We start from the raw sequence: 24,375 nt of genomic DNA on the forward strand, positions 1-24,375 counted from the left end.
ATCACGGTCACGCGGGCAGGCTCAGCGCGTCAGCACCGTCGCGCCGAGCCGGTCCGCCAGGAAATCGACAAGCGCCGCCACCCGCGGCGCCAGCGCGCCCTGCTTGTAGAACACGGCCCATACCGGCTGCGACCACGGCAGGGTCAGCGGACCGAGCACGGGCACCAGCCTGCCCGCCTCGACATCGGCGCGCGTCATAAAATCCGCCAGGCATGCAATGCCCGCGCCCGCCAGCACCAGATGGCGCAAGGTTTCCCCACTGGACGCCAGCACCGCCGGCGTCACCGTCACGCCGTCGCTACCCGGGTCGCCACCCGGGTCGCTACCCGCGTCCGCCAGCGGCCAGGTGTTGAGCGAGGCGGGCGCGCTGAAGCCGAGCAGGCGATGCGCCGCCAATTCTTGCACCGTGGCAGGCGTGCCGTGCCGCGCCAGGTAGGACGGCGCGGCCAGCAGCCGCAGCGCGCTGCTCCCGAGGCGGCGCGCGTTGAGGCTGGAATCGGCCAGTTGGCCGATCCGAATGGCCACATCGGCCCGCTCTTCGATCAGGTCGACCACGGTTTCGCCGCTGGCCAGTTCGAGCCGGATCAGCGGGTAGGCGTCGAGAAAGGCCGGCACCAGCGGCGCCACCAGATGATCGAGCGCGGGTGTGGCGGCGTTGACGCGCACCAGGCCCGATGGCTGCGAGCGGCGCGCCGATACTTGTGCTTCGGTATCTTCCAGCTCGGCCAGGATCGTGCGGGCGCGGCCGAGCAGCCAGTCGCCCTCTTCGGTCAGGTCCTGGCGCCGCGTCGTGCGGTGCATCAAGGTCAGGCCCAGCTGCGATTCGAGCCGGGCAATGGCGCGGCTGATGCCCGACGGCGTTTGCCCGAGACGTTCGGCGGCGGCCGAAAATGAACCGGTATCGATGACTGCGGCAAACGCCCTGAGCGCGTCGACGTCGATCATGTCTTTCTCCACAGTCAAAAAGCCATTGTACCGGGATGACCCCGCCAGCCATGTTGATTAGTGACTCGGAGTCAAAAGTATAGTGTGCTGCGAGGCATTTTTCTTCACGGTCCTTGGGCGCAGACTGCATGCCATCGCACACCGCCTCAACTGGAGAATCCATGCCACTCGCACTCTGGGCGCTGACACTCAGCGCTTTCGCCATCGGGACCACCGAATTCGTCATCGTCGGCCTCATTCCCACCATTGCCGCCAGCCTCGGCGTATCGCTTCCCTCGGCCGGCTTGCTGGTGAGCCTGTATGCGCTTGGCGTGGCCATCGGCGCGCCGGTGCTGACCGCCCTCACCGGCCGCGTGCCGCGCAAGCACTTGCTGCTGGGTTTGATGGCACTGTTCACCCTGGGCAACCTGGTGGCCTGGATGGCGCCCGGCTACTACGCCCTGATGGCCGCGCGCGTGCTGACCGGCCTGGCGCACGGCGTGTTTTTCTCGATCGGCTCCACCATCGCCACCAGCCTGGTCGGCAAAGAAAAAGCCGCCAGCGCCATTGCCCTGATGTTTACCGGCCTGACCGTCGCGCTGGTCACCGGCGTGCCGCTGGGAACCTGGATCGGACAGAGTTTCGGCTGGCAATCGACCTTTCTTGCGGTCTCGCTGCTGGGAGTGATTGCGTTCATCGGCAGCTATGTCCTGGTGCCGTCGACCATCGCCATGAGCCCACCGGCGAGCCTGCTCACGCAACTGGCCGTGCTCAGGAAACCGCGCCTGCTGCTGGTGTATGCCATGACCACCCTCGGCTACGGCGGCACGTTCATCGCGTTCACCTATCTGGCGCCGATCCTGCAGGACGTGTCAGGCTTCTCGGCGTCGAGCGTGAGCCTGGTGATGCTGGTGTACGGCGTGTCGGTTGCGTTCGGCAATATCTGGGGCGGCAAACTGGCCGACAAGAAAGGCCCGATCAAGGCCTTGCAGATTGTCTTTGCGCTGCTGGCCGCCGTCTTGCTGTTGCTGACGTTTACTGCATCGAACACGTGGCTGGCGCTGGGCACGGTGCTGCTGTGGGGCGCGGTGGCGTTCGGCAATGTGCCGGGATTGCAGGTCTATGTGGTGCAGCGCGCCGAGCGTGACGCGCCGCAGGCGGTCGACGTGGCATCGGGCCTGAATATCGCCGCATTCAACGTCGGCATCGCCCTCGGCGCCTGGGGCGGCGGGCTGATCGTGGCGCACCTGGGCCTGATGGCCACGCCATGGATCGGCGCCATTGTCGTGGTCGGCGCGCTGGGACTGACCACGCTCGCTGGCTGGCTGGACCGTCGCGACGGGCTGGTGCATGTGGCGGGCACAAGCCGCGCGGTCGGGGCGCACTAGGCGTGGTCAGCGGTCCAGCTCCGGATAATGCCGGAAAATCCCCTCTTCGTTGAACGCAATCCGGCGCTTCGACGCCAGGTAGGCGGCAATATTCGGCCGCTGCGCCACCTGATCGTGCAAGGCCACCAGCCCCGGATAGTCGCCTTCCAGCCGCTTCATTGCCTTGGGAAACGCATAGCGCAAGCCCTCCATCACCTGGAACATCGACAAATCCGCATAGGACAGACGCGTGCCCACCAAAAAGCCGCCGCGGCGCGTGGGCTGCCGCAGCACGCCCTCGAAGTAAGACAAGAACTTGGGTATCCGGTTCCCCAAAAAGTCGGCGGCGCGCCGTTTGGCCTCCTTTTTCTGGTCTTCGTAGTACCGCGACACGCCCACCGGATGGTGCGTATCGTGCGCTTCGTTGACGAGGTCGGCAATGGTCAGTTGCAACTGATGGGTCCACAGGCGGCCCGCTTGCGCCCGTGGCGCCAGGCCGTGGCGCGCGCCCAGATACAGCAACATGTTCGCCGTCTGGCCAATGGTCAGGGCGTCGGCCTTGAGAAACGGCGGCGCGAACGCCGGGGTCGCCTGAGCGGCAAGCGCGGCCGCGACTTTGTCGGCGCCGTTTTTCTGGCGCCCGACGTCCACATACGCCACGCCCGCTTCCTCCAGCGCCAGGCGAACGAATTCGCCGCGTCCCTGGAGCGTCGGCCAGTAGTAAAGTTCGTACGTCATCGCGCCTCCCGTGCGTGGATCGCTTGTGCGGCGATTATCGCCGATTCGCTTGAACAGGCCGCGCACGCCGTGCTAATCTGCCAATGCTGCCAATCCGACAGCGCCTGCTCCAACCTAACCGATATATACAAGGGGAACGCACATGATCAGAAGGATCGCACTGGTGCTGGTGGTCTTGATCATTGGCATTCTGGGCATGGCGGCGATGCAGCCGGACACATTTTCCGTGACCCGTTCGGTAGCCATCCAGGCGCCGCCGGAGAAAATCCTGGGCCTGGTCGGCGATTTCCGGCAGTGGCAGAGCTGGTCGCCATGGGAACGGCTCGACCCAAGCATGCAGCGCGTCCACAGCGGCGCGCCGAGCGGCAAAGGCGCGCTGTACGCGTGGACCGGCAATGACGACGTCGGCGCCGGCAGGATGGAAATCATCGAATTCGCGCCGCCGGCCAAAGTCGTGATCAAGCTCGATTTCATCAAGCCGTTCGAAACGTCCAACATGACCGAATTCACGCTCGTGCCCAAGGATGGGCAAACGCAGGTGAGCTGGACCATGTCCGGTCCGATGCCCTTCATCTCGAAAGTCATGAGCGTCTTCATGAGCATGGACCGGATCATCGGCAAGGATTTCGACAAAGGACTGGCCAACCTGAAAGCCGTGGCGGAAAAGTAGCGCGCCGGGATGCGCCGCGTTTTTGGGCCGTTCCCCGCAAGAATCCCGTGCTTGAGCGATAATCGTGCATCATCATCGAGCCAACACGAGGATCCATTTTGCTTAACTTCGACTTCTACAATCCGACCCAGATCCTGTTCGGCCAGGGCCAGATCGCCGCGATTTCCAAACACATTCCCGCGTCCGCGCGCGTGCTGCTGGTGTATGGCGGCGGCAGCATCAAACAGAACGGCGTCCACGACGAGGTCATGGCCGCGCTGGCCGGCTTTACCGTCACCGAATTCGCAGGCATCGAACCGAATCCCAGCTACGAAACGCTGATGCGCGCCATCGCCCAGGTCAAGGCCGAGAAAATCGACTTCCTGCTCGCCGTGGGCGGCGGCTCGGTCATCGACGGCACCAAGTTCATCGCCGCCGGCGCCCTGCTCGACGCCGACCCGTGGACCATCCTCGAAAAGCGCGGATCGAACATCACCGCCGCCCTGCCGTTCGGCGCGGTGCTGACCCTGCCCGCCACCGGCTCCGAAATGAACAGCGGCGGCGTCGTCACCCGCAAGTCGACCCACGAGAAGTTTTCGTTCATGAGCCGCAAATGCTTCCCCGCCTTCGCCGTGCTCGATCCGAGCAAAACCTATTCGCTGCCCACGCGCCAGGTCGGCAACGGCGTGGTGGACGCCTTTGCGCACGTGATGGAACAGTACATGACCTACCCGGTGGGCGCCAAAGTCCAGGACCGCTTTGCCGAAGGCCTGCTGCTCACGCTCATCGAAGAAGGTCCGCAGGCGCTGGCCAATCCGGATGATTACGACGTGCGCGCCAACATCATGTGGACCGCCACCCTGGCCTTGAATGGCCTGATCGGCGCCGGCGTGCCGCAGGACTGGGCCACCCACATGATCGGCCACGAGCTGACCGCGCTGCACAACCTCGATCACGCGCAAACGCTGGCCGTCGTCCTGCCAAGCATGCTGCGCGTACGCAAGGAAGCCAAGCGCGCCAAGCTGCTGCAATTCGCCGAGCGCGTATGGAACCTGTCCGGCGGCGACGAAGACACCCGCATCGAGGCGGCCATCACCCGCACCGAAGAATTCTTCGAACAGATGGGCGTCAAGACCCGCCTCGGCGACTACGGCCTGGGCGCGAAGGACGTCGACGGCGTGCTGGCTGCTTTAGAGGCGCACCGCATGGTCAAACTCGGCGAGCAGCGCGACGTCACGCTCGAGGTCAGCCGCAAAGTACTGGAAATGAGCCTGTAAGCCGCACCACGCACCGCTGGCGCGGGCCTTCTGCACACCCGCCAGCTGTGATAAAATCGACCTTCGCTAGGGGTCCTGGAATGTATTTTCCGGGTGAGAGATACCCTCCGTACCTGATCTGGATAATGCCAGCGAAGGAAAGCGCAAAGTAGTTCCCTCCTTTGTTTGCTCCCCCCGTTGGCTCCGGCTTTTTCAAGCAACGCCCCGCACGCCGGCGCGTAATACGAGCACACTATGTCATCGCCAAAATTCAAGCAGTCCGTCACCGCCCTGGCCATCGTCCAGGCATTCGCCTTTTCCGCCCACGCGCAAACGAGCTCGCAATCGATGCCTGAAGTCGTCGTCACAGGCGCCAAGCAGGTCGCTGCCGACCGCGCCGGCGTGGCCGGATTCTCCGACACGCCGCTGCTGTACACGCCGGCCACGGTGGTCTCCATCGGGCGCGAGCAGATGCAGGACTACAGCATCCGCAACAGCACCGACGCCATGAAGTTCGACGCCAGCGTCAGCGACTCGTACAACGCCGTCGGCTACGCCGAACAGTTCTCGATCCGCGGCTTCATGCTCGACAACGGCGCCAGCTACCGCAAGGATGGCATCGCCATCTCGGGCGACACCCAGATCCCGCTCGAAAACAAGGAGCGCATCGAAATCCTCAAGGGCTTGTCGGGCCTGCAGGCTGGCGTGACCGCGCCGGGCGGCATCGTCAACTACGCGCTCAAACGCCCGACCGCGGCGCCACTGCGCTCGGTCACCGTGGAAGCGCGCGAGCGCGGCACCGTGTACGGCGCGGTCGACCTGGGCGGCCGCTTCGACGACAAGCGCTTCGGCTACCGCGTCAACGCCGCCGGCGAGCGCCTGCGTTCCTACGTCAAGGGCGCCGACGGCGAGCGCTCGTTCGTCTCGGGCGCGTTCGACTGGCAGATCTCGCCGCAGGCGCTGCTGCAGCTCGACATGGACTACCAGAAGAAATCGCAGATCACCGCGCCGGGCTACCAGCTCATTCGCGGCGTCGCGCTGCCGACCAATATCTCGGCCAAGACCCTGTTGAACAACCAGCCGTGGACCAAGCCGGTCGACACGCGCAGCAGCAATATCGGCCTGCGCTTCGAATACCAGATCAACGACGCCTGGCGCACCACCGTCAGCGCCAACAAGCACGAATTCAAGCGCGACGACTTCACCGCATTCCCTTACGGCTGCGGCAACGAAGGCGAAGGCTTCTATCCGGGTTACTGCACCAATGGCGACTACGACGTCTACGACTACCAGAGCGTGGGCGAGCGCAAGTCGCCGCTCGGCGCGCAGGCCCTATTGCAAGGCAAGTTCGCCACCGGCGCGATCGGCCACGAGCTGACCTTCGGCGCGACCTACCTGGAACGCAGCGACAAGGCGGGCGAATATGTGTACGACTACGTCGGCTTCAGCAATATCTACAACAACCTGGCCGTGCCGCCGGTCGACGCCAGCCGCGTCACCGGACCGCTGACCGAGCGCCGCAACGACCATGAACGCGGCTTTGTGGTGCAGGATATCCTGTCGCTGGGCGCGCAGTTCAAGCTGCACACCGGCTTGCGCTACGTCGGCATCAAGCGCAATGCGACCACCGACACCACCTTCCTGCTGCCGAACGTCGCGCTGGTGTACAACCCGACGCCCGACTGGACGGTGTACGGCTCGCTGGCGCACGGCATGGAGCACGGCGGCGTGGCGCCCAAGCGCACCGCCAACGAATTCGCCTCGCTCGCGCCGAGCCGCTCGAAGCAGGTCGAGTTTGGCGTCAAGGCCATGGTCAATGATGCGCTCAGCATGTCGGCGTCGGTGTTCAGCATCGTCAAGGGGCTGGAGTACACCAACGCGGCCAATACCTTCGTGCGCAGCGGCGAACAACAGCACAATGGACTGGAACTGGCTGCGCAGGGCAAGGCTGGCAAGGACCTGAAATACAGCGTCTCGCTGATGGCGCTCGATACGCAGCAGGAAGGCACCGGCAGCGCCTCGCTGGACGGCAAGCGCGTGACCAATGTACCGAAATTCAAGACGGCGGCCGTGCTGGAATACGCGGTGCCGGCGGTGCCCGGCCTGAAGGTGAACGGGATGTGGCAGTACACCGGCAAGAAGGCGTTCGATATCGAGAACAAGACGCTGGTGCCAGGGTACAGCGTGTTCAATCTGGGCGGCGCGTACGCAACCCGCATCGCGGGTGTATCGACGACGGTGCGCGCGACGCTGGACAACGTGGCCGACAAGTTCTACTGGCGCGATGTGACGCAGGAGTTGGGCGGCTATCTGCTACCGGGTGCTCCGCGCACGGTACGGGTGTCGGCGCAGTTCGACTTCTAAGCACCGCCCTGCAGACCGTCGTTCCTGGCAGGGACGACGGCCTGCAGCTTAGGAGACGTGAAAGAATTACTGTGGCATTTGGGCGGTTCTGACGGGATGCGATGCAAGGCGCGAGGAGGAGTCATAGCGAGCTATGGCGACGACGAGCAACGCCGCAGCGCGCCCGCCAGAACCGATCCAAATGTTACAGTAATTCTTGAACGACTCCTTAGCGCAGGGATGCAAGCAGGCGTACTGCCTGCGTCATTCGATCTTCCAGGCTCCCCGTCACCAGCGAATACGCGATCTCCCGCTCATCGAGCACCTGAACCACCTGCTCATGAATCGTCTGGCGCACCGCCTCCGATTCGCGCTGCAATCCGTCCGCTTCCCACGGCCCGTCCGGCGCCGTCACGAACGTCATCGCGTAGTCATGGCGCAGCTCAAGCACCGACAACTGCGCATCGACCCGGTTCCAGTACCAGCGGCTGTAAATGGCCGTCATCAGCGGCGTGGTGTCGCAAAACAGAAAGCGCGTCGCCTGGCGCGCCGCCGCGTCTTCGCGCGCCATCTGGGTCAGCGCGATTGTGTACTGATCTTCCTCGCGCGGCACGCGCCCCGTGGTATCGACAAACTCGCGCAGATACTCAGGCACCCATACGGTGCCGAAATGCGACGCCAGCGACGACGCCAGCGTCGACTTCCCCGACGATTCAGCCCCCAGGATGGCGACCCGCAAAACCGGCATCATGGCTTGCCGCCCGCGGCGCGTGCCCAGGTGCGCCATCCGAACACCGCCATCACCACGAACGCCGCATACAGCACCGCCGTCGCATGCAGGTCCTTGTGGATGTACAGGCCGACATACAGCACATCGACCACGATCCACACGATCCAGTTTTCGACCTTCTTGCGCGACAAAAGCAGCTGCCCGAGCAAGCTGCCCGCCGTCAAAAAACCATCGATATGCGGCACGTCGGTATCGGTGAATGTGCGCAGCGCATAGCCGATCGCGGCGAACAGCACCAGCCAGCCGAGCATCCCGCCGATCCAGCCGGCGGGGCTCGACCACGTCGCCGTGAGCGGCGCATGCTGCTCGCCGCCATACAGCCACTGATACCAGCCCCATACCGACACGGCGATGAACACGCCTTGCAAGCCCATGTCGCCGTACAGGCGCGCGTTAAGGAAGACAATGCCGTAGACCGCCGACGAGGCGATCGCGAACAGCCACGCCCAGTGAGTCTGGCGAATATTGAGTACAACGGTGATGACCGACAGGACCAGCGCTGTCAGTTCGAGCGGTGTGGTGGCCAGGCCAAGCAGGACAAAAGGATCGTTCATACGGAGGGAGTGGCGGAAAGTGGCGCAATTGTAGCGTATGCGCCGCTTTCCAAAAGGTGGGGACGGCATCCCCACCCCAACTGCTTTACCCGGCTTACTTGCGCGGGTACTTGATCGTCATTTCCTTGAGCAGGTTGTCGGCATGGTCGACTTCCTTCATCACCCACAGCATGTAGCGGATGTCCACGTGAATGGCGCGCGTGATGTCGCTGTCGAAGTACCAGTCCTTGGTCACCGATTCATAGGTCGAATCGAAGTTCAGGCCAACCAGTTCGCCGCGCTTGTTCATCACCGCCGAACCGGAATTGCCGCCGGTGGTATCGGCGCTGGACAGGAAGTTGACCGGCACCGTGTTCAGCACAGGGTCCTTGAACATGCCATAGCGCTTTTCCTTGACCGCGTCGAGCAGCCGCTTCGGTGCGTTGAACGGCTCGGCCGCGGTGTGCTTCTCGGCGATGCCTTCGACCGTCGTGAACGGGCCTTTGACGATGCCATCGCGCGCCGAGTAAGGCGCCACCGTGCCGAAGGTCACGCGCAGGGTCGAATTGGCATCGGCGTAGACCGGTTTTCCTTGCGACTTCTTCCACGCGATCACGGCCGACATGTACTGCGGAATGATGCGTTCGAGGTTGCCGTCGATTTCCTTGCGGCGGTTTTCCAGCGCCATGGTCACCTCATGCAGCTTGACGGCCAGCTTGATGAAGGCGTCGTCCGACTTTGCAAACGCCGCCGCATCCTTGCCGATCCAGCCAAGGCGCTTGGCCGTCTCGCCCAGTTCCGACTGTGTGTACAGCGCGCCGATGGCATCCGGCGCCGGCAGCAATGCGTCCAGGCCTTGCGGATGCATCTTCGCGGCCAGCTTCCGATAGCGCTGCAATCCGGCGCTAAAGCGCGCCTCGTCCACGCTGCCCACATACGACTGCTCAAGGCGGGTCAGGCGCGCCTTGATGAACGACAGGTCGCGTTCCTGGTAGCCGGTTTCGCGTTTGGCATCGGGCTTGGCGCCTTCCAGCGCCAGGCGGTACACCGTGCGCGCCGATTTCAGCAGGTCGCTGTTGCCGGCGACCGACCAGGCGAATTCCTGTTCCGACAGCGCCATGTCGGCGGCGATGGCGGCGTCCAGGTCGGCCAGCAAGGTCGGCGACACGTCTTTCTGGTTACCCGGCTTGTTGAACCAGGCGCGGAACTCGGCGTCCTGCACGTCCTTGATCGCGGCGATGTCCTTGCGCGCGAAGCCATCGAGCAGGCCCTGGGTTTTCTTGAGCACGTTATTGATGCCCTTGACCACGCTGGCGTAGCGCACGTCGTGGGCCGCGTTGCCCTTGGTGGCGGCGGCGATCACGGCCAGGTCGGCCTGCATCTCGGCCACGCGCACCGGGAAGTTGGCGTCGCGCGCGAAGCGGATTTCGGACGGCAGCTTGTAGCGGCTGGTACGCCCCGGATAGCCGGCCAGCAGGATCGGATCGCCGTTCTTCAGGCCTTCGGCCGACACCACCAGGAAGTCTTTCGACTTGTACGGCACGTTGTCGGGCGATGGATCGGCCGGACGGCCATCCTTGCCGACGTAGGCGCGCAGGAAGGAGTAGTCGCCGGTCTGGCGCGGCCACTCGAAGTTATCGACCTCGCCGCCAAAATTGCCGATCATGTCCGACGGCGCGTACACCAGGCGCACATCGCGGATCATCAGCTGGCGAATGCGGTAATACTCAAGGCCGCGGTGAAAACTCGGCACCGAGCAGCGGTAAGCCTTGTCGGTTTCGCATTCGGCGGTCAGCGCCTTGATGCGGTTCTGGACTTCTTCATTGCGCTCGCGCCCCGACAGGGTCGGCGACAGGCCCTTGAGCACGCGGTCGGTGACGTTTTCGACTTTTTCGGTCACGTACACCAGCGTGTTCGGGCCGCCCGGCAGTTCGGCGTCGCGCGTCTTGGCCAGGAAGCCGTTCACGATGTAGTTCTTGTCGGCGGTCGAATTGCGCTGGATGGCGCCGTAGGCGCAGTGGTGGTTGGTGACCACCAGTCCATCGCCGGACACGAACGAGGCCGAGCAGCCGCCCAGCGACACGATGGCGCTCATGGGGTGCTTGGACAGGTCGGCCAGCTTCTCGGCGGGGATGGTGATGCCGATGCGTTTGAGTTCCGACGACAGTTGCGGAAGCTGGTATGGCTGCCACTGGCCTTCATCGGCATTTGCGGTGGCAAATACGCCGAGCAGGGCGACGGGTAAGGCGATGGATTTCAACAAGATATACCCCAGAAGATAAAAGCAAGCGGGGAGTATATCGCTGATGCAAAGCGCTGGAAATGATTTTGTCTGCGCCGTATTGACGGCGCGCGCCCGCACGCGGCGTCCTGTGCGTGACGGACATCGACCGTTAACACCGCCAAAAGGCCTGCGTTACAATCAACTGTTAACAAATAATCACGGCACCGCTCCATGCCGGCACAGCCCTCCTCGTCTGAAATTACCTCGCGCGTGGCGGCCGCCGTCAGCCGGCTTTGGCGCGCTTGCGCTTTTTGGGCGCCAGCATGGTGCCGGTGCAGGTGGGCGCGCCGCAGCGGCACTCGAAGGCTTTTTTGACAGCCGGCGTATGCCGCTCTTCGTAGATCAGCGCGTAGTTGTACTTGAGTTCTTCGTCGCGCATGATCGGGTGCAGCGCGTAGATGAACACCCTGCCCTCGTCCTCCTGGGCCTCGCAATTCGGTTCGCAGGCGTGGTTGATGAAGCGCGAATCGTTGCCGCCACGGCCACCGTCGATGACCATGCCGTCGGCCAGCGAAAAGAAAAAGGTGTGGTTGAGCGGCCCGCCGCCGGCTTCGGCGCGCAGCGCCGATTCGTCGGACGTGATGCGCTCGCCCGTGTATTCGGCGATCTGCTCGCCCGGTTCGATGTCGCGCGTGGCAAAGACGCCGTTGCCGTGGATGGCGGAGCGCCGTACTTCGTAACAGGCGGACTCGGTTTTACTGGGTTGGGAGGGTGTGCTGTTCATCCATCTATTTTACTGCGCTTGCCACCCGCCGCCCAATGCCTGAATCAACGAAATCGCGGTGCTCTGGCGGTCGCCCTGCGCCTGCACCAGCGCGCGCCGCGCCGACAGCGCGCTGGCCTGGGCCTGCACCACTTCGCTGTAGCTGACCTGCCCCGCCTTGTAGCGGTTGAGGATCTGCGCCTCGACCTGGTCGGCCGATTCGGATGCCTGGCGGCGCAGCACCAGCTGCTGCGCCAGCACGCGCGTGGCGGAGAGCTGGTTTTCCACGTCGCCGAAGGCGTCGAGCACCGTCTGGCGGTAGCGCGCCACCGCCGCCTGCTGGCTGGCCTCGGCGCCCGCCACGCTGGCGCGCGTGGCGCCGGCGTTGAACAGGCTTTGCGCCGCGCTCAGGCCGAAGGACCACAGCGCGTTCGAGGCGCTGAAAAGGTCCGACACGCGGCTGCCGCCGTTGCCCACGGAGGCGGTCAGGCCGATGTTCGGATAATACGCCGAGCGCGCGATGCCGATCTGCTCATTGGCCGCCGCCACGCGCCGTTCGGCGGCGGCGATGTCGGGCCGGCGCTGCAACAGCGCCGACGGCACGCCGACCGGAATCTCCGGCACGAACGCCTGCCATGGCGCGCTCGCCAGGGTAAAGTCGGCCGGCGCCTTGCCCAGCAAGACAGCGATGGCGTGTTCGAACTGGGCGCGCTGGCGCGCCAGCGACAAGGCATCGATCCGGGCGTTGGACAATTGCGTCTGCGCCTGCAGCACATCGGACTTGGTGGCGATGCCGGCGTCGAAGCGGTTCCTCGTAATCTGCAGCACCCGCTGGTAGCCTTCGATGGTGGTGGCCAGCAGCGCCGCCTGGGCGTCGGTCTGGCGCACCACGAAATAGTTGGCCGCCAGTTCGCCCTGCGCCGACAGGCGTGCCGATGCCAGATCGGCGGCGCTGGCCTGGGCGCTGGCGCTGGCCGCGCCCACGCTGGCGCGCAGGCGGCCCCACAGGTCGGGTTCCCAGCTGGTGCCGATGTTGAGGCGATAGTTGTTGTCCGCGCCGGCATTGCGCGTGCCCGAACGCTCGCCGCTGGTACTGAGCGACACGCTCGGGAACAGAGAAGCACGCTGCTGCTGGACCAGCGAGCGCGCTTGCGCATACGACGCCACGGCGGCGGCCACGTTCTGGTTCGACACGTCGATCTGTCCAGCCAGCTCGTTCAAAACGGCATCGTTGAACAGGGTCCACCACGGTCCGCGGTCGAGCGCATCGGCCGGGGCGGCGGGCGACCAGCCCTGCGCTTCCTTGAAGGCTGCCGGTTCGGGCGTGGTGGGCTTGACGTAGGCCGGGCCGACGGCACAGCCGCCGAGAAGAACAGCGGCAAGCGGTAAAAGACGAAGGAGCTCAGTTGCGCGCATAGGATTACTCATTGTGGATTGGGTGAGGCAGCGTTGTCGGCGTGATGACCGAGCTGGCGCTCGGCGGGGCCGCGCCGGCGCAGCTTGTCCATCACGACGTAGACGACGGGGGTGGTGAGCAAGGTCAGTACCTGGCTGGCGATCAGGCCGCCGATGATGGCGATGCCGAGCGGGCGGCGCAGCTCCGAACCTTCGCCGAAGCCGATCGCCAGCGGCAAGGCGCCCAGTGCGGCGGCCAGGGTCGTCATCAGGATCGGGCGAAAGCGCAGCAGGCACGCTTCGCGCACGGCTTCGAGCGGCGACAGGCCGCGCGTGCGCTCGGCCTCCAGCGCAAAGTCGATGATCAGGATCGCATTCTTCTTCACGATCCCGATCAGCAAAAATACCCCGATCAGGGCGATGATCGAAAACTCCATCTTGAACAGCAGCAGGGCCAGCACCGCGCCCACGCCGGCCGACGGCAGGGTCGAGAGCACCGTGATCGGGTGCACCAGGCTTTCGTACAGGATCCCGAGCACGATGTAGATGACGACGATGGCCGCCGCAATGAGCATCGGCTGTTCCTTGTTCGACTCGTCGGCCGCGCGCGCCGTGCCCTGGAAGCTGCCGCGCACATTGTTCGGCATGCCGATGTCGGCCTCCGCCTGCTTGACGGCGGCCTGCCCGTCGGCCAGGTTGCTGCCCTGCGCCAGATTGAACGAGACGGTCGTCGCCAGTTCGCCGTCCTGGTGGTTGACCGAGGTCGGTGTCGCGCTTTCGGCAAAGCTGGCAATCGCCGACAGCGGCACCATGGTGGTCGCTTCACTGCTCAATGCCTGCCCGCTGGACGGGTCGCGCGAGGCGGTGGTGTTGGCCGGCGTGGCGGCGCCGCCGGAACTGGAGGTGCCGCGCGAAGGCACGTACACATCGTTCAGCGCCTCGGGCGACTGCTGGTACTGCTTCGCCACGCCCATGATCACGCTGTACTGATTTAGTTCGTCGTAGATGGTCGTCACCTGGCGCTGGCCGAAGGCGTTGTAGAGCGCATTGTCGACGTCGCGCGGGTTGATGCCGAGCCGCGCGGCGCTGTCCTTGTCGATCTGGACGAACATCTCGACCCCGTTTTCTGCCTGGTCGGTATCGACATCGACCAGCGCGCTTTGCCGCTTCATGGAATCGGCCAGCTTGCCGGCCCACAGTTTGAGGTCGGCGCGGTTGTCGCTCTTCAAGGTGTACTGGTAGGTCGAGTTGGACTGGCGCCCGCCCATGCGCAAGTCCTGCACCGGGTTGAGGAACATCGACACGCCGGTCACCTTCGCCAGTTGCGGGCGCAGGCGCGCAATCACGGCCTGGCCGCCATCGCTACGTTCGGACACCGGTTTCAGGTTGATGAACATGAAGCCGCCCCCCGCTCGTCCGCCGCCGGTGAAGCCCACCACCGTGGCCACCGCCGGATCGCGCCGGATGATGTCGACCAGTTGCTTCAACTTGGCCTGCATGGCCTGGAACGAGATGCTCTGGTCGGCGCGAATGCCGCCGCTGATCTGGCCCGTGTCCTGTTGCGGAAAGAAGCCTTTCGGCGCGGCGGAAAACAGGTACACATTGAGGCCGATCACGAACACGAAGATCAGCATCACCAGCGCGATGCTGTCCAGGGCCCAGTCGAGCGAATGCTCGTACGCCTTGTGAATGCGGTCGAAACCGCGTTCGGCCCAGCGCGACAGGCGGCCGGGCTGGCGCTCGATGGCGGCCGGTTTGAGCAGCCAGGCGCACATCATCGGCGTGGTGGTGAGCGAAATGACCAGCGAAATCATCACCGCGGCCGACAGCGTGACGGCGAATTCGCGGAACAGGCGGCCCACCTGCCCGCCCATGAACAGCAGCGGAATGAACACCGCCACCAGCGACAGGCTGATCGACAACACCGTAAAGCCCACTTCGCGCGCACCGAGCAGCGCCGCCTGCATGCGGTCCATGCCGTTTTCGATGTGGCGGGCGGTGTTCTCCAGCACGACGATGGCGTCGTCGACCACGAAGCCGGTGGCCACGGTCAGCGCCATCAGCGACAGGTTGTTCAGGCTGAAACCAAGCATGTACATCACGCCGAAGGTGCCGAGCAGCGACACCACGGTGGCCACCGCCGGGATGATGGTGGCGCGCACGCTGCGCAGGAACAGGCTGACCACCAGCACCACCAGCAAAATCGAGATGATCAGGGTCAGCTCGATCTCGGCCAGGGAGGAGCGGATCGAGTTGGTGCTGTCGGAGGCCACTTCCAGCTTCACGTCCTGCGGCAGTTGTGCCTGGAGCGATGGCACCAAGGCGCGCACGCCGTCCACCGTTTCGATGACGTTGGCGCCGGGCTGGCGCGTGATCAGCACGATCACCGCGGGCTGGCCGTTGAACAGGCCCAGTGTATTGACGTTTTCGACGCCGTCGATCACTTCGGCCACGTCGTCAAGGCGCACGGCGGCGCCGTTGCGCCAGGCGACTACCAGGCTGCGGTAGTCGGCGGCGCTGCGCCCGCCGGTGGCGGTGCTGGCCTGCGAATAGATCTGAAGGCGCAGGCCGTTGCCTTCGATCGCGCCCTTGGGGCGGTTGGCATTGGTCGACTGGATCGCCGCGCGCACGTCTTCGGTCGAGACGCCGTAGCGGTTCAGCGCATACGGCAGCAGCTCGACTCTAACCGCCGGCAGCGAGCCGCCGCCGATCTCCACGTCGCCCACGCCCTGCACCTGCGCCAGCTTCTGCTGCACCAGGTTCGATACCGACTCGAAGATCTGGCCGGGCGACTTGGTTTTGGACGTGAGCGCCAGGATGATGATGGGCGCGTCGGACGGATTGGCCTTGCGGTAGGTCGGGTTGCTCTTGAGCGTGGACGGCAGGTCGGCGCGCGCAGCGCTGATGGCCGCCTGCACTTCGCGCGCGGCCGAATCGATCTTGCGGTTCAAGTCGAACTGCAGGCTCACGCGGGTCGAGCCGCTGCCGCTTGACGAAGTCATTTCGTTCACACCGGAGATGACGCCGAGGCGCCGCTCCAGCGGGGTGGCCACGCTGGTCGACATGGTATCGGGGCTGGCGCCCGGCAGCGAGGCGCTCACCGAGATGGTCGGGAAATCCACCTGCGGCAGCGGCGAGACCGGCAGCACGAAGAACGCGCCGATGCCGGCCAGCGCGATGCCGAGCGTGAGCAGGACGGTGGCGATCGGGCGCCGGACGAACGGTTCGGACAGGTTCACTTGGCAACCTCGCCCGAGGTAACGGCGTCCTTGCGCGACCAGCGCCGCGCCAGGCTGTCGAAGCCGAGGTAAATCACCGGCGTCGTAAACAGCGTGAGCAGCTGGCTGACGATCAGGCCACCGAAGATGGCCAGGCCGAGTGGGCGGCGCAGTTCCGCGCCCTCGCCCCAGCCCAGCATGAGCGGCACCGCCGCGAACAGCGCCGCCAGGGTCGTCATCAAAATCGGCCGGAAGCGCAGCAGCGCGGCCTGCTGGATCGCCTCGCGCGGAGCCATGCCCTTTTCGCGTTCGGCCTCGATGGCGAAGTCGATCATCATGATGGCGTTCTTCTTGACGATGCCGATCAGGAGGATGATGCCGATGATGCCGATCACGCCCAGGTCCTGGCCGCTGATCATCAGCGCCAGCAGCGCGCCCACGCCGGCCGACGGCAGGGTGGAGAGAATCGTCAGCGGATGCACATAGCTTTCGTACAGCACGCCCAGCACGATGTACACGCACACCACCGCCGCCAGGATCAGCCACAGCTGGTTAGACAGCGATGCCTGGTAGGCGCCCGCGGCACCGAGGAAGGTCATGCTGACCGACGCCGGCAGCTTGATCTCCAGCGCGGCCGCGCGGATCGCTTCGACCGACTGGCCCAGCGAGACGCCCGGCGCGGTGTCGAAACCGATGGTGGTGGCCGGGTATTGCGCCACATGGGTGATCTGCAAGGGAGCGGGTTGCTCGGTGATGTTCGCCACCGCCGCCAGCGGCGTGGTTTTGCCGGAGCCGGTCTTGATCGGCAACTGGCCCAGGGTGGCAATCGACATCCGGGCGTCGCGCTGCGCTTCCAGGATCACGCGGTACTGGTTGGTCTCGGTGAAAATCGTCGAGACGATGCGCTGGCCGTAGGCGCTGTACAGGGCGTCGTCAATCGAGGCGGCCGTGACCGACAGGCGCGAGGCCGTGTCGCGGTCGATGCTCACGAACGCCGAGGTGCCGGTGGCGCCGGCGTCGGTGACCACGTTGCTCACCTGCCTGTTTTGCTGAAGGTGCTTGACCAGCGCGCCCGCCCACTGGCTGACGGTGGCGCTGTCGGCCCCTTCGAGCGAGACGCGATACAGGGTCGGGCCGCTCTCGGCGTCGATGGTCAAATCCTGGGTCGGTTGCAGGTACAGGGTCACGCCCGCCACGTCGGCCACGCGGCGGCGCAGGCGCTCCATGATCTCGGCCTGGCTGGATGCCTTGTCGTGCTTCAGGTTGATCAGCATGCGGCCGGTGTGCAGCATGGTGTTGTTGGCGGCATCGACACCGACGTTGGAACTGAGCGACTCCACATCGGGATCGGCCAGGATCGCCTTGCCGGCCGCCTGCTGCAGTTCGGCCATGCGGTCGTACGAGATCGACTGGCGCATCTCCACCCTTGCCTGGAGCTGGCCGGTATCCTGGGTCGGGAACAGGCCCTTGGGAATCAGGATGTACAGCACGGCGGTGAGCACCAGGGTGGCCAGGGCGACCAGCAGGGTCAATCCCTGGCGCGCCAGCACCCAGTTCAGGGCATGGTCGTAGCGCACGATCACGCGATCGAAAAACGCCTGGGTGCGTTGCGCCATGCGGCCCGGCTTTTCGTCTTCATGGCTGCGCAGCCAGCGCGCCGCCATCATCGGCACCAGCGTCAAGGAAACCACGCCCGATATCAGGATCGTGATTGCGAGCGTGATGGCGAACTCGCGGAACAGGCGCCCCACCACATCGCCCATGAACAGCAGCGGAATGAGCACGGCGATCAGCGACACCGTCAGCGAAATGATGGTAAAGCCAATTTGCGCGGCGCCCTTGATGGCGGCGGCCATCGGCGTTTCGCCTTCTTCGATGTAGCGCGCGATGTTTTCGATCATGACGATGGCGTCGTCGACCACAAAGCCGGTGGCGATGGTCAGCGCCATCAGGGACAGGTTGTTCAGGCTGTAGCCGAGCAGGTACATCGCGCCGCAGGTGCCGATCAGCGAGATCGGCACGGCCAGGCTGGCAATCACGGTCGCGCGCACGCTGTGCAGGAACGCAAAAATCACCAGCACCACCAGCGCCACGGCCAGCAGCAATTCGAGTTCGACATGAGTGACCGAAGCGCGGATGCCGGTGGTGCGGTCGGACAGCACGTCGAGCCGCAGCGCGCCGGGCAGGCTCGCTTGCAGTTCGGGCAGGCGTTCCTTGATGGCGTCCACCGTGGCGATGACGTTGGCGCCGGGCTGGCGCTGCACGTTCAGGATAATGGCCGGCTTCATGTTGGCCCAGGCGCCCAGCTTGACGTTTTCGGCGCTGTCGACCACCTTGGCCACGTCGGACAGGCGCACCGGCGCGCCGTTGCGGTAGGCGACGATCAGTTTTTCGTAATCGGGCACGGTCAAGAGCTGGTCGTTGGCGTTGATCGCGTAAGAGCGCGTGGGGCCGTCGAAGTTGCCCTTGGCGCTGTTGGCGTTGGCGCCCGAGATCGCGCTGCGCAGCGTGTCGAGCCCCAGGCCGTAGGTGGCCAGCGCGCCGGTATCGGCCTGGATGCGCACCGCCGGCCGCTGGCCGCCGCTCAGGGTGACCAGCCCCACGCCCGAGACCTGGCTGATTTTCAGCGCCAGGCGCGTGTTGACCAGGTTCTGCACTTCGGTCAGCGGCACCGTGTCGGAGGTGATGGCGAGCGTGAGCACCGGCGCGTCGGCCGGGTTGACCTTGGCGTACACGGGCGGCGCCGGCAGGTCGGCCGGCAGCAGCGAGCCGCCGGCGTTAATCGCCGCCTGCACTTCCTGCTCGGCCACGTCGAGCGTTTGCCCGAGTCCGAACTGCAGGGTGACGATGGACACGCCCGAGGCGCTGGTGGAACTCATGCGCTGCAGGCCGGACATCTGGCCGAAGCGGCGTTCCAGCGGCGCGGTGACGGTGCGCGCCATGACTTCGGGGCTGGCGCCCGGATACAGCGTCTGCACCTGGATGGTCGGGAAGTCGACCTGCGGCAGCGCCGACAGCGGCAGGAACTTGAAGCCGACAAAACCAGCCAGCACGATCGCCAGCATCAGCAGCGAGGTGGCGACCGGGCGGGCGATAAACGGGGCCGACGGATTCATCGCGCACCCCTTGCGTAGAGCGTCGCATCGCGCGTCGCATCGCGCGCCACCATCATTGCGGCGCTCCTTCGCGCTGGCGGCGGCGGCCGCCACCGGCGCCGGCGGCCGGCTTGTCGGTCGGCAGGGTCACTTTGGCGCCGTCCTTGAGGCGGTCTGCGCCTTCGGTGATCACCTGCTCGCCCGCTTTGAGGCCGGTTTTCACTTCGACCTTGTCGACGCTGGCCTGGCCACGCGTGACGGGCCGCACGGCGACCGTGCGCTCGGCGGCATTGAGCACGTACACAAAGTCGCCGGTGCTGCCGTGGCGCAGCGCGGTCACCGGCACCACCACGGCGTCCTTGATGGTGCGCAGTTCCAGGCGCAGGTTGACGAACTGGCTGGGGAACAGCGCCTGGTCGTCGTTGGCGAAGCGCGCCTTGGCGCGCACGGTACCGGTCTGCACATCGACCTGGTTGTCGAGCGCCTTGAATTCGCCTTTGGCCAGCGAGGCGGTGCGGGTGCGGTCGAACGCGATGGCGGGCAGGCTGGCGCTGTCGCGAATGCGCCCCTGCAGGTCGGGCACGCGGTCTTGCGGCACGGCGAATTCGACATCGATCGGCGCGAGCTGGGTGATGACCGCGATGCCGTTGGCGTCGCCGCTGCCGACCAGGTTACCCATGTCGATCACGCGCAGGCCAACCCGGCCCGTGATCGGCGCCTTGACCTGGGTGTAGCTCAGGTTCAGGCGCGCCACCCCTTCGGCGGCGCGGTCGCTCATGGCGGTGCCTTGCAGCTGCTTGACCAGCGCGGCCTGCGTGTCGACTTCCTGGCGCGCGATCGAGTCCTGCGTGAGCAGCGTGCGGTAGCGCTCCAGCGTGACTTTGGCGCTTTCCAGTTGGGCTTCGTTGCGCTGGCGCGTGCCGCTCGCCTGCATCAGCGCCATCTCGAACGGGCGCGGGTCGATGCTGGCCATCACCTGGCCGGCCTTGACCAGCTGCCCTTCGCTGAAGTGGACCTTTTGCAGGATGCCCGACACTTGCGGGCGCACCGTGGCCGTGGCGGCCGCGGTGACGGTGCCGAGGGCGTCGAGAATGACCGGGATGTCGGTCCGTTCGGCGCTGGCCACGCCAACCGTGGTGGCCATGCCACCGCCGCGTCCACCACGCCCGCCGCCACCAGCGCCGGGAGCGCCGCCAGGCCCGCCGCGGCCGGCCGCTCCCGGAGCGCCGGGGGCGCCGCCAGGGCCAGCCGCCGGCTGGTGGGTCAGGTACCACGCCAGTGTGCCGAGTCCGGCCATGGCGAGGACGGCAATCACGCTACCGATGATCTTGGCACGGCGGCTGCGCCGTGGCTGGGAAGGTGGTGGGTTCATGCTTTTCCTTGTCTTGATTGCAACGATTATTGAAGCAACTCTAGCATGGAGAAGGCGAAAAGCATGTTTCGCGGAAGGGGCGGCGGGCGCCGCAACGGGGCGATTTGTGCGCTGTAAGGACGCGCGCGCGCCGCCACCGGAACGGACGGTCCGGCGGCGGCTGCGTTTTCATAGGGAGAGCGGGTCTTGCGGGCGAGTTTGTAACAGGCTACATGGCGTTACAAAGTCGCTACAAATTGATGGCCTTGCGGGCGGATGGGCAGGGCCAGCCCATCCGCGTACAGCGGCAGAAACGTCAGGGCGCGGTGCACATGCAGTGGGTGACCGCCGCGAACGGCTTGCGCCCGTTGGTCATTTCGGACAGCCAGCCCAGTTCCTTGCTCACTTCGGCCACCGCGCTCGATGGCACGCCGCTCGGCATCAGGCCCAGTTTGACCTCGATGTTGACCGCTTGCGCGGCGGTGGCGCCGAACATGGTCACGAAGCGCTCGAACGGCGACACGTCGCGCTCGATGTAGGCCACGCGGTAGCCCTCGGCCAGCTTGGCGCGCTTGGCGGCCGACTTGAGCGCGTCGGTGTAGCTGCCGATGGTGTCGACCAGGCCGCGTTCCTTGGCCTGCCCGCCGGTCCATACGCGGCCCTGCCCCACTTCGTCGATCTTCGGCTGGGTGGTCTTGCGCGCCGCCGCGGCCTTGGTGGTGAAGTCGCTGTAAATATGGTTGATGCTGCTCTGGATCACCTGGGTGAAGCGCGGATCGAGCGGACGCATTGGGTTGTAGGCGTCGGCCAGCCAGGTGGTGGTCACGCCGGCGGTGTGGATGCCCAGCTTGTCGACCACTTTTTCAGCCGTCGGCAGGATCGCGAACACGCCGATCGAGCCGGTGATGGTGGCGCGGTCGGCGAAGACTTCGTCGGACGCCATCGAAATCCAGTATCCGCCGGACGCCGCCACACTGCCCATCGACACCACTACCGGTTTGCCGGCGGCGCGCGTCAGTTCCAGCTCGCGCCGGATCAGCTCCGAACCGAAGGCGCTGCCGCCTGGCGAATCGACGCGCAGCACGACCGCCTTGATTTGCTTGTCTTCGCGCGCCTTGCGGATCAGGTTCGCGGTGGACAGGCCGCCGATCGAACCGGCCGGCGCATTGCCGTCGGTGATTTCGCCGGCGGCCACGATCACGCCGACGCCGTCGCCGAACATCTGCGGACGCAGGCGCGCCAGGTACTCGTCGAAGCCAACCTGGCGGAAGCTCTTGCCGTCGTCATCCGGGGCGCCGCGCGTGATCATCATGGCGCGCACTTCGTCGCGCGTTTTCAGGCCGTCCACCAGTTTGCCGGAGAGGGCCAGCTTGCCGGTGTCGCCGCCGGCTTGTTCCATCAGGGCCGGCAGCGCTTCGATTTTCTGGGCGATCCAGCCGGCCGGCAGCTTGCGGTTTTTCTCGACGTCGGCGGTGTAGCCGGCCCACAGGGCGTTGTAGAGGAAGGCGTCCGCTTCGGCGGCGGCCGGCGACGGGCCGTTGCCGATGTACGGCTCGGCGAAGCTCTTGTAGGTCCCGACCTTGATCAGGTTGACCGTCACGCCGACCTTGTCGAGCGCATCGCGGTAGTAGTTGCGATAGCGGCCGAAGCCTTCGATGTGGACGGCGCCCATCGGATGCATATAGACCTGGGTGGCGTGCGAGGCGATGCGGTACTGGCGCTGGTCGAAACTGCTGCCCCAGGCGATGACCGGCTTGCCGGCCGCCTTGACTCTTTCGACGGCCAGGCCGACTTCATTGAGCATGGCCAGGCCGGCGCCGTCCATCTGGTCGAGCAAGAGCAGCACGCTGCTGATCTGCGGGTCCTTGGCGGCGCTATCGAGCACGGTGAGCACATCGCGCAGCTGGACCGATTTGCGCACGTCGCCGCCGCCGACATTGGCCATGAGCGCGTCGCGCACGTTGCCGCTGTGCTGCTCGACCAGGTCGCCCTTGACTTCGAGGACCAGCGCGGTCTTGGTCGCCATCGGCTTGACGCCGCCGCCGAAGATCGCCATCAGCAGGATGACCACGATGATCAGGAACAGCACATTGAGCACGCCCCGGCGCGTGCTGTCGACCGCATTCCAGAACATGCCGAAACCCCGGCGTAGGGTGGACAAAGGTTTAAATGACATCGGTACTCCGGCGGAAAATGGGGTGAGTAAAAGGCTAAACGTCTACTGTAAGCGAAATCGCCGCATCCCGTTCGGAAATGCGGGCATGGCACGGCCGGGAAATAGCCCACAAACCGGCAAACACCAATATGCCATTAATCATGAGCAACTCAAGCCCGAGGCGATAACTTCCCAACAGCAATGTTTGATTATATTCAAGGAAAGCGCAGATAAGCGGACCGCCGATGGCCACCAGCGGCACCCAGCGGTCCCTGAGGGTGCGTGCGGTCAGCATGCCGAAGGCGAACAGGCCAAGCAGCGGGCCGTAGGTGTAGCTGGCCACTTTGAGGATCACGCCGATCATGCTCGGGCTGTCGACCAGTTTGAACGCCATCACCAGCACCAGGAACAGGGCCGCGAAGCCGAGGTGCACGCGCTGGCGCCAGCGCACCTTGTCGCGCTCCGACAGGTCCTGGCGGCGCGTGAGGCCGAGCAGGTCGATGCAGACCGTGGAGGTGAGCGCGGTAATGGCCCCGTCGGCGCTGGGGAACAGGGCCGAGATCAGCGCGATCAGGAAGATAATCTGCAGCGCCACCGGCAAGTGGCCCATGACGACGGCGGCGAACAGCTTGTCGCCGGTGGCGGCCACGCCGGCGATCGGCGCGTACAGGTACAGCAGGCCGCCGAGGAACATGAACAGCGACAGCACCACGACCAGGATCACGGTCAGGGTCAGCAGGTTTTTCTGGGAGTCGGCCAGGGTCTTGACGGAGATTGTCTTTTGCATCATCTCCTGGTCCATGCCGGTCATCGCGAGCACGATGAAGGCGCCGGCGACGATCTGCTTGAGGTAGAAATTGGGGCTGTCGACGGCGGTGGTAAAGACGCGCGCGAGACCCTGTTCCTGCATCCGCGCCAGGCCCTGGCCGACCGACAGGTCCATCTGGCCGAGCAGGATGGCGATGCAGGCGAGCAGGCCGAATAGCATGCAGCTCGTTTGCAGGGTGTCGGTCCAGACAATGGTCTTGACGCCGCCCTGGTAGGTGTACAGCAGGATCATGCCGAGGATGACCAGGGTGGTGAGCCAGAACGGCACGCCGAGGCTGTCGAGGATGATGGCCTGCAAAATGTTCACGACCAGGTACAGGCGCGCGGTGGCGCCCAGCAGGCGTGAGAGAATGAAGAAGGAGGCGCCGCTCTGGTAGGCGCGCCGGCCCAGGCGCTGGTTCAGGTAGTCGTAGATCGAGGTCAGTTTCAGGCGGTAGTAGAGCGGCAGCAGGATGAACGCAACCGCGATGTAGCCGATCACGTAGCCGATCAGGATCTGCATGTAGCCGAAGCCGTCGCGCCCGACCGCGCCGGGCACGCTGATGAAGGTCACGCCCGACAGCGTGGTGCCGACCATGCCGAAGGCGACCAGTTTCCAGTTGCTGCTTTTGTTACCGATGTAGAAGCTGTCGTTGGTGGCGTTGCGCGAGGTGGCCCAGGCGACGCCCAGCAGCAGGGCGAAGTAGCCGATGAGGATGCAGAGGAGTAAAGCGGGTGACATGGCATTTTCGTTGGATGGGCGAACG

The 24,375-nt window shown here is 65.3% G+C and carries 16 protein-coding genes and 1 riboswitch; of the genes, 4 read left to right on the top strand and 12 right to left on the bottom strand.

Annotated elements, in window-relative coordinates:
• Nucleotides 1–21: 21 nt before the first annotated feature.
• Entirely contained in the window at nucleotides 22–945 is a 924-nt protein-coding gene (locus tag F2P45_RS08475; protein WP_166872779.1) for a LysR family transcriptional regulator, read from the bottom strand.
• 161 nt (nucleotides 946–1,106) lie between these two features.
• On the opposite strand from F2P45_RS08475, the gene F2P45_RS08480 reads away from it, so the two are divergent.
• Nucleotides 1,107–2,312, top strand: coding sequence for an MFS transporter (locus F2P45_RS08480; protein WP_166872782.1), 1,206 nt, complete (start codon nucleotides 1,107–1,109; stop codon nucleotides 2,310–2,312).
• Nucleotides 2,313–2,318: 6 nt separating this feature from the next.
• On the opposite strand, the gene F2P45_RS08485 is transcribed toward F2P45_RS08480, so the two are convergent.
• On the bottom strand, nucleotides 2,319–3,029 hold the full coding sequence (locus F2P45_RS08485; RefSeq protein ID WP_166872785.1) for a glutathione S-transferase: 711 nt from the start codon (nucleotides 3,027–3,029) through the stop codon (nucleotides 2,319–2,321).
• A gap of 142 nt (nucleotides 3,030–3,171) precedes the next feature.
• Between F2P45_RS08485 and F2P45_RS08490 the strand changes: the two genes are divergently transcribed.
• The 3 genes from F2P45_RS08490 (at nucleotide 3,172) to F2P45_RS08500 (ending at nucleotide 7,298) form a co-directional block, all read left to right on the top strand.
• Entirely contained in the window at nucleotides 3,172–3,699 is a 528-nt protein-coding gene (locus F2P45_RS08490; protein WP_166872788.1) for an SRPBCC family protein, read from the top strand.
• A 98-nt stretch (nucleotides 3,700–3,797) separates the two neighbouring features.
• The gene (locus tag F2P45_RS08495) at nucleotides 3,798–4,955 is read left to right on the top strand and encodes an iron-containing alcohol dehydrogenase (protein ID WP_166872791.1); all 1,158 of its coding nucleotides are present in this window, start codon (nucleotides 3,798–3,800) and stop codon (nucleotides 4,953–4,955) included.
• Nucleotides 4,956–5,013: 58 nt separating this feature from the next.
• Nucleotides 5,014–5,112: riboswitch (TPP riboswitch) on the top strand.
• 77 nt (nucleotides 5,113–5,189) lie between these two features.
• Nucleotides 5,190–7,298, top strand: coding sequence for a TonB-dependent siderophore receptor (locus tag F2P45_RS08500; protein ID WP_166872794.1), 2,109 nt, complete (start codon nucleotides 5,190–5,192; stop codon nucleotides 7,296–7,298).
• 208 nt (nucleotides 7,299–7,506) lie between these two features.
• On the opposite strand, the gene F2P45_RS08505 is transcribed toward F2P45_RS08500, so the two are convergent.
• The 10 genes from F2P45_RS08505 to F2P45_RS08550 all read right to left on the bottom strand — a co-directional run bounded on the left by F2P45_RS08505 (nucleotide 7,507) and on the right by F2P45_RS08550 (nucleotide 24,350).
• Complete coding sequence (locus F2P45_RS08505) at nucleotides 7,507–8,028, bottom strand: AAA family ATPase (RefSeq protein ID WP_166872797.1); 522 nt, start codon at nucleotides 8,026–8,028, stop codon at nucleotides 7,507–7,509.
• Nucleotides 8,025–8,621 (bottom strand): nicotinamide riboside transporter PnuC, encoded by a 597-nt coding sequence (gene pnuC, locus F2P45_RS08510; protein ID WP_166872800.1) that lies wholly within the window; start codon nucleotides 8,619–8,621, stop codon nucleotides 8,025–8,027. The genes F2P45_RS08505 and pnuC overlap by 4 nt, the downstream gene beginning before the upstream one ends.
• 94 nt (nucleotides 8,622–8,715) lie before the next feature.
• Entirely contained in the window at nucleotides 8,716–10,863 is a 2,148-nt protein-coding gene (locus tag F2P45_RS08515; protein WP_166872803.1) for a S46 family peptidase, read from the bottom strand.
• A gap of 244 nt (nucleotides 10,864–11,107) precedes the next feature.
• Nucleotides 11,108–11,608 (bottom strand): SET domain-containing protein, encoded by a 501-nt coding sequence (locus F2P45_RS08520; RefSeq protein ID WP_166872805.1) that lies wholly within the window; start codon nucleotides 11,606–11,608, stop codon nucleotides 11,108–11,110.
• Nucleotides 11,609–11,617: 9 nt separating this feature from the next.
• Nucleotides 11,618–13,003 (bottom strand): efflux transporter outer membrane subunit, encoded by a 1,386-nt coding sequence (locus tag F2P45_RS08525; protein ID WP_229504973.1) that lies wholly within the window; start codon nucleotides 13,001–13,003, stop codon nucleotides 11,618–11,620.
• A gap of 8 nt (nucleotides 13,004–13,011) precedes the next feature.
• Nucleotides 13,012–16,221, bottom strand: coding sequence for an efflux RND transporter permease subunit (locus F2P45_RS08530; protein ID WP_166872811.1), 3,210 nt, complete (start codon nucleotides 16,219–16,221; stop codon nucleotides 13,012–13,014).
• Nucleotides 16,218–19,316 (bottom strand): efflux RND transporter permease subunit, encoded by a 3,099-nt coding sequence (locus F2P45_RS08535; protein ID WP_166872814.1) that lies wholly within the window; start codon nucleotides 19,314–19,316, stop codon nucleotides 16,218–16,220. The genes F2P45_RS08530 and F2P45_RS08535 overlap by 4 nt, the downstream gene beginning before the upstream one ends.
• 52 nt (nucleotides 19,317–19,368) lie before the next feature.
• Nucleotides 19,369–20,667 carry an efflux RND transporter periplasmic adaptor subunit gene (locus F2P45_RS08540; RefSeq protein ID WP_166872816.1) on the bottom strand — a complete coding sequence of 433 codons (1,299 nt, stop codon included), beginning with the start codon at nucleotides 20,665–20,667 and terminating at the stop codon, nucleotides 19,369–19,371.
• Between the two features lie 295 nt (nucleotides 20,668–20,962).
• Nucleotides 20,963–22,822 carry a signal peptide peptidase SppA gene (sppA, locus tag F2P45_RS08545; RefSeq protein WP_166872819.1) on the bottom strand — a complete coding sequence of 620 codons (1,860 nt, stop codon included), beginning with the start codon at nucleotides 22,820–22,822 and terminating at the stop codon, nucleotides 20,963–20,965.
• A gap of 34 nt (nucleotides 22,823–22,856) precedes the next feature.
• Nucleotides 22,857–24,350, bottom strand: a complete 1,494-nt coding sequence (locus tag F2P45_RS08550; protein WP_166872822.1) for a sodium:solute symporter — start codon at nucleotides 24,348–24,350, stop codon at nucleotides 22,857–22,859.
• Between the last annotated feature and the right edge of the window lie 25 nt (nucleotides 24,351–24,375).

Origin of the sequence: Massilia mucilaginosa (genome assembly GCF_011682145.1) — a bacterium.
Classification (GTDB): Bacteria; Pseudomonadota; Gammaproteobacteria; order Burkholderiales; family Burkholderiaceae_D; genus Telluria_A; species Telluria_A mucilaginosa.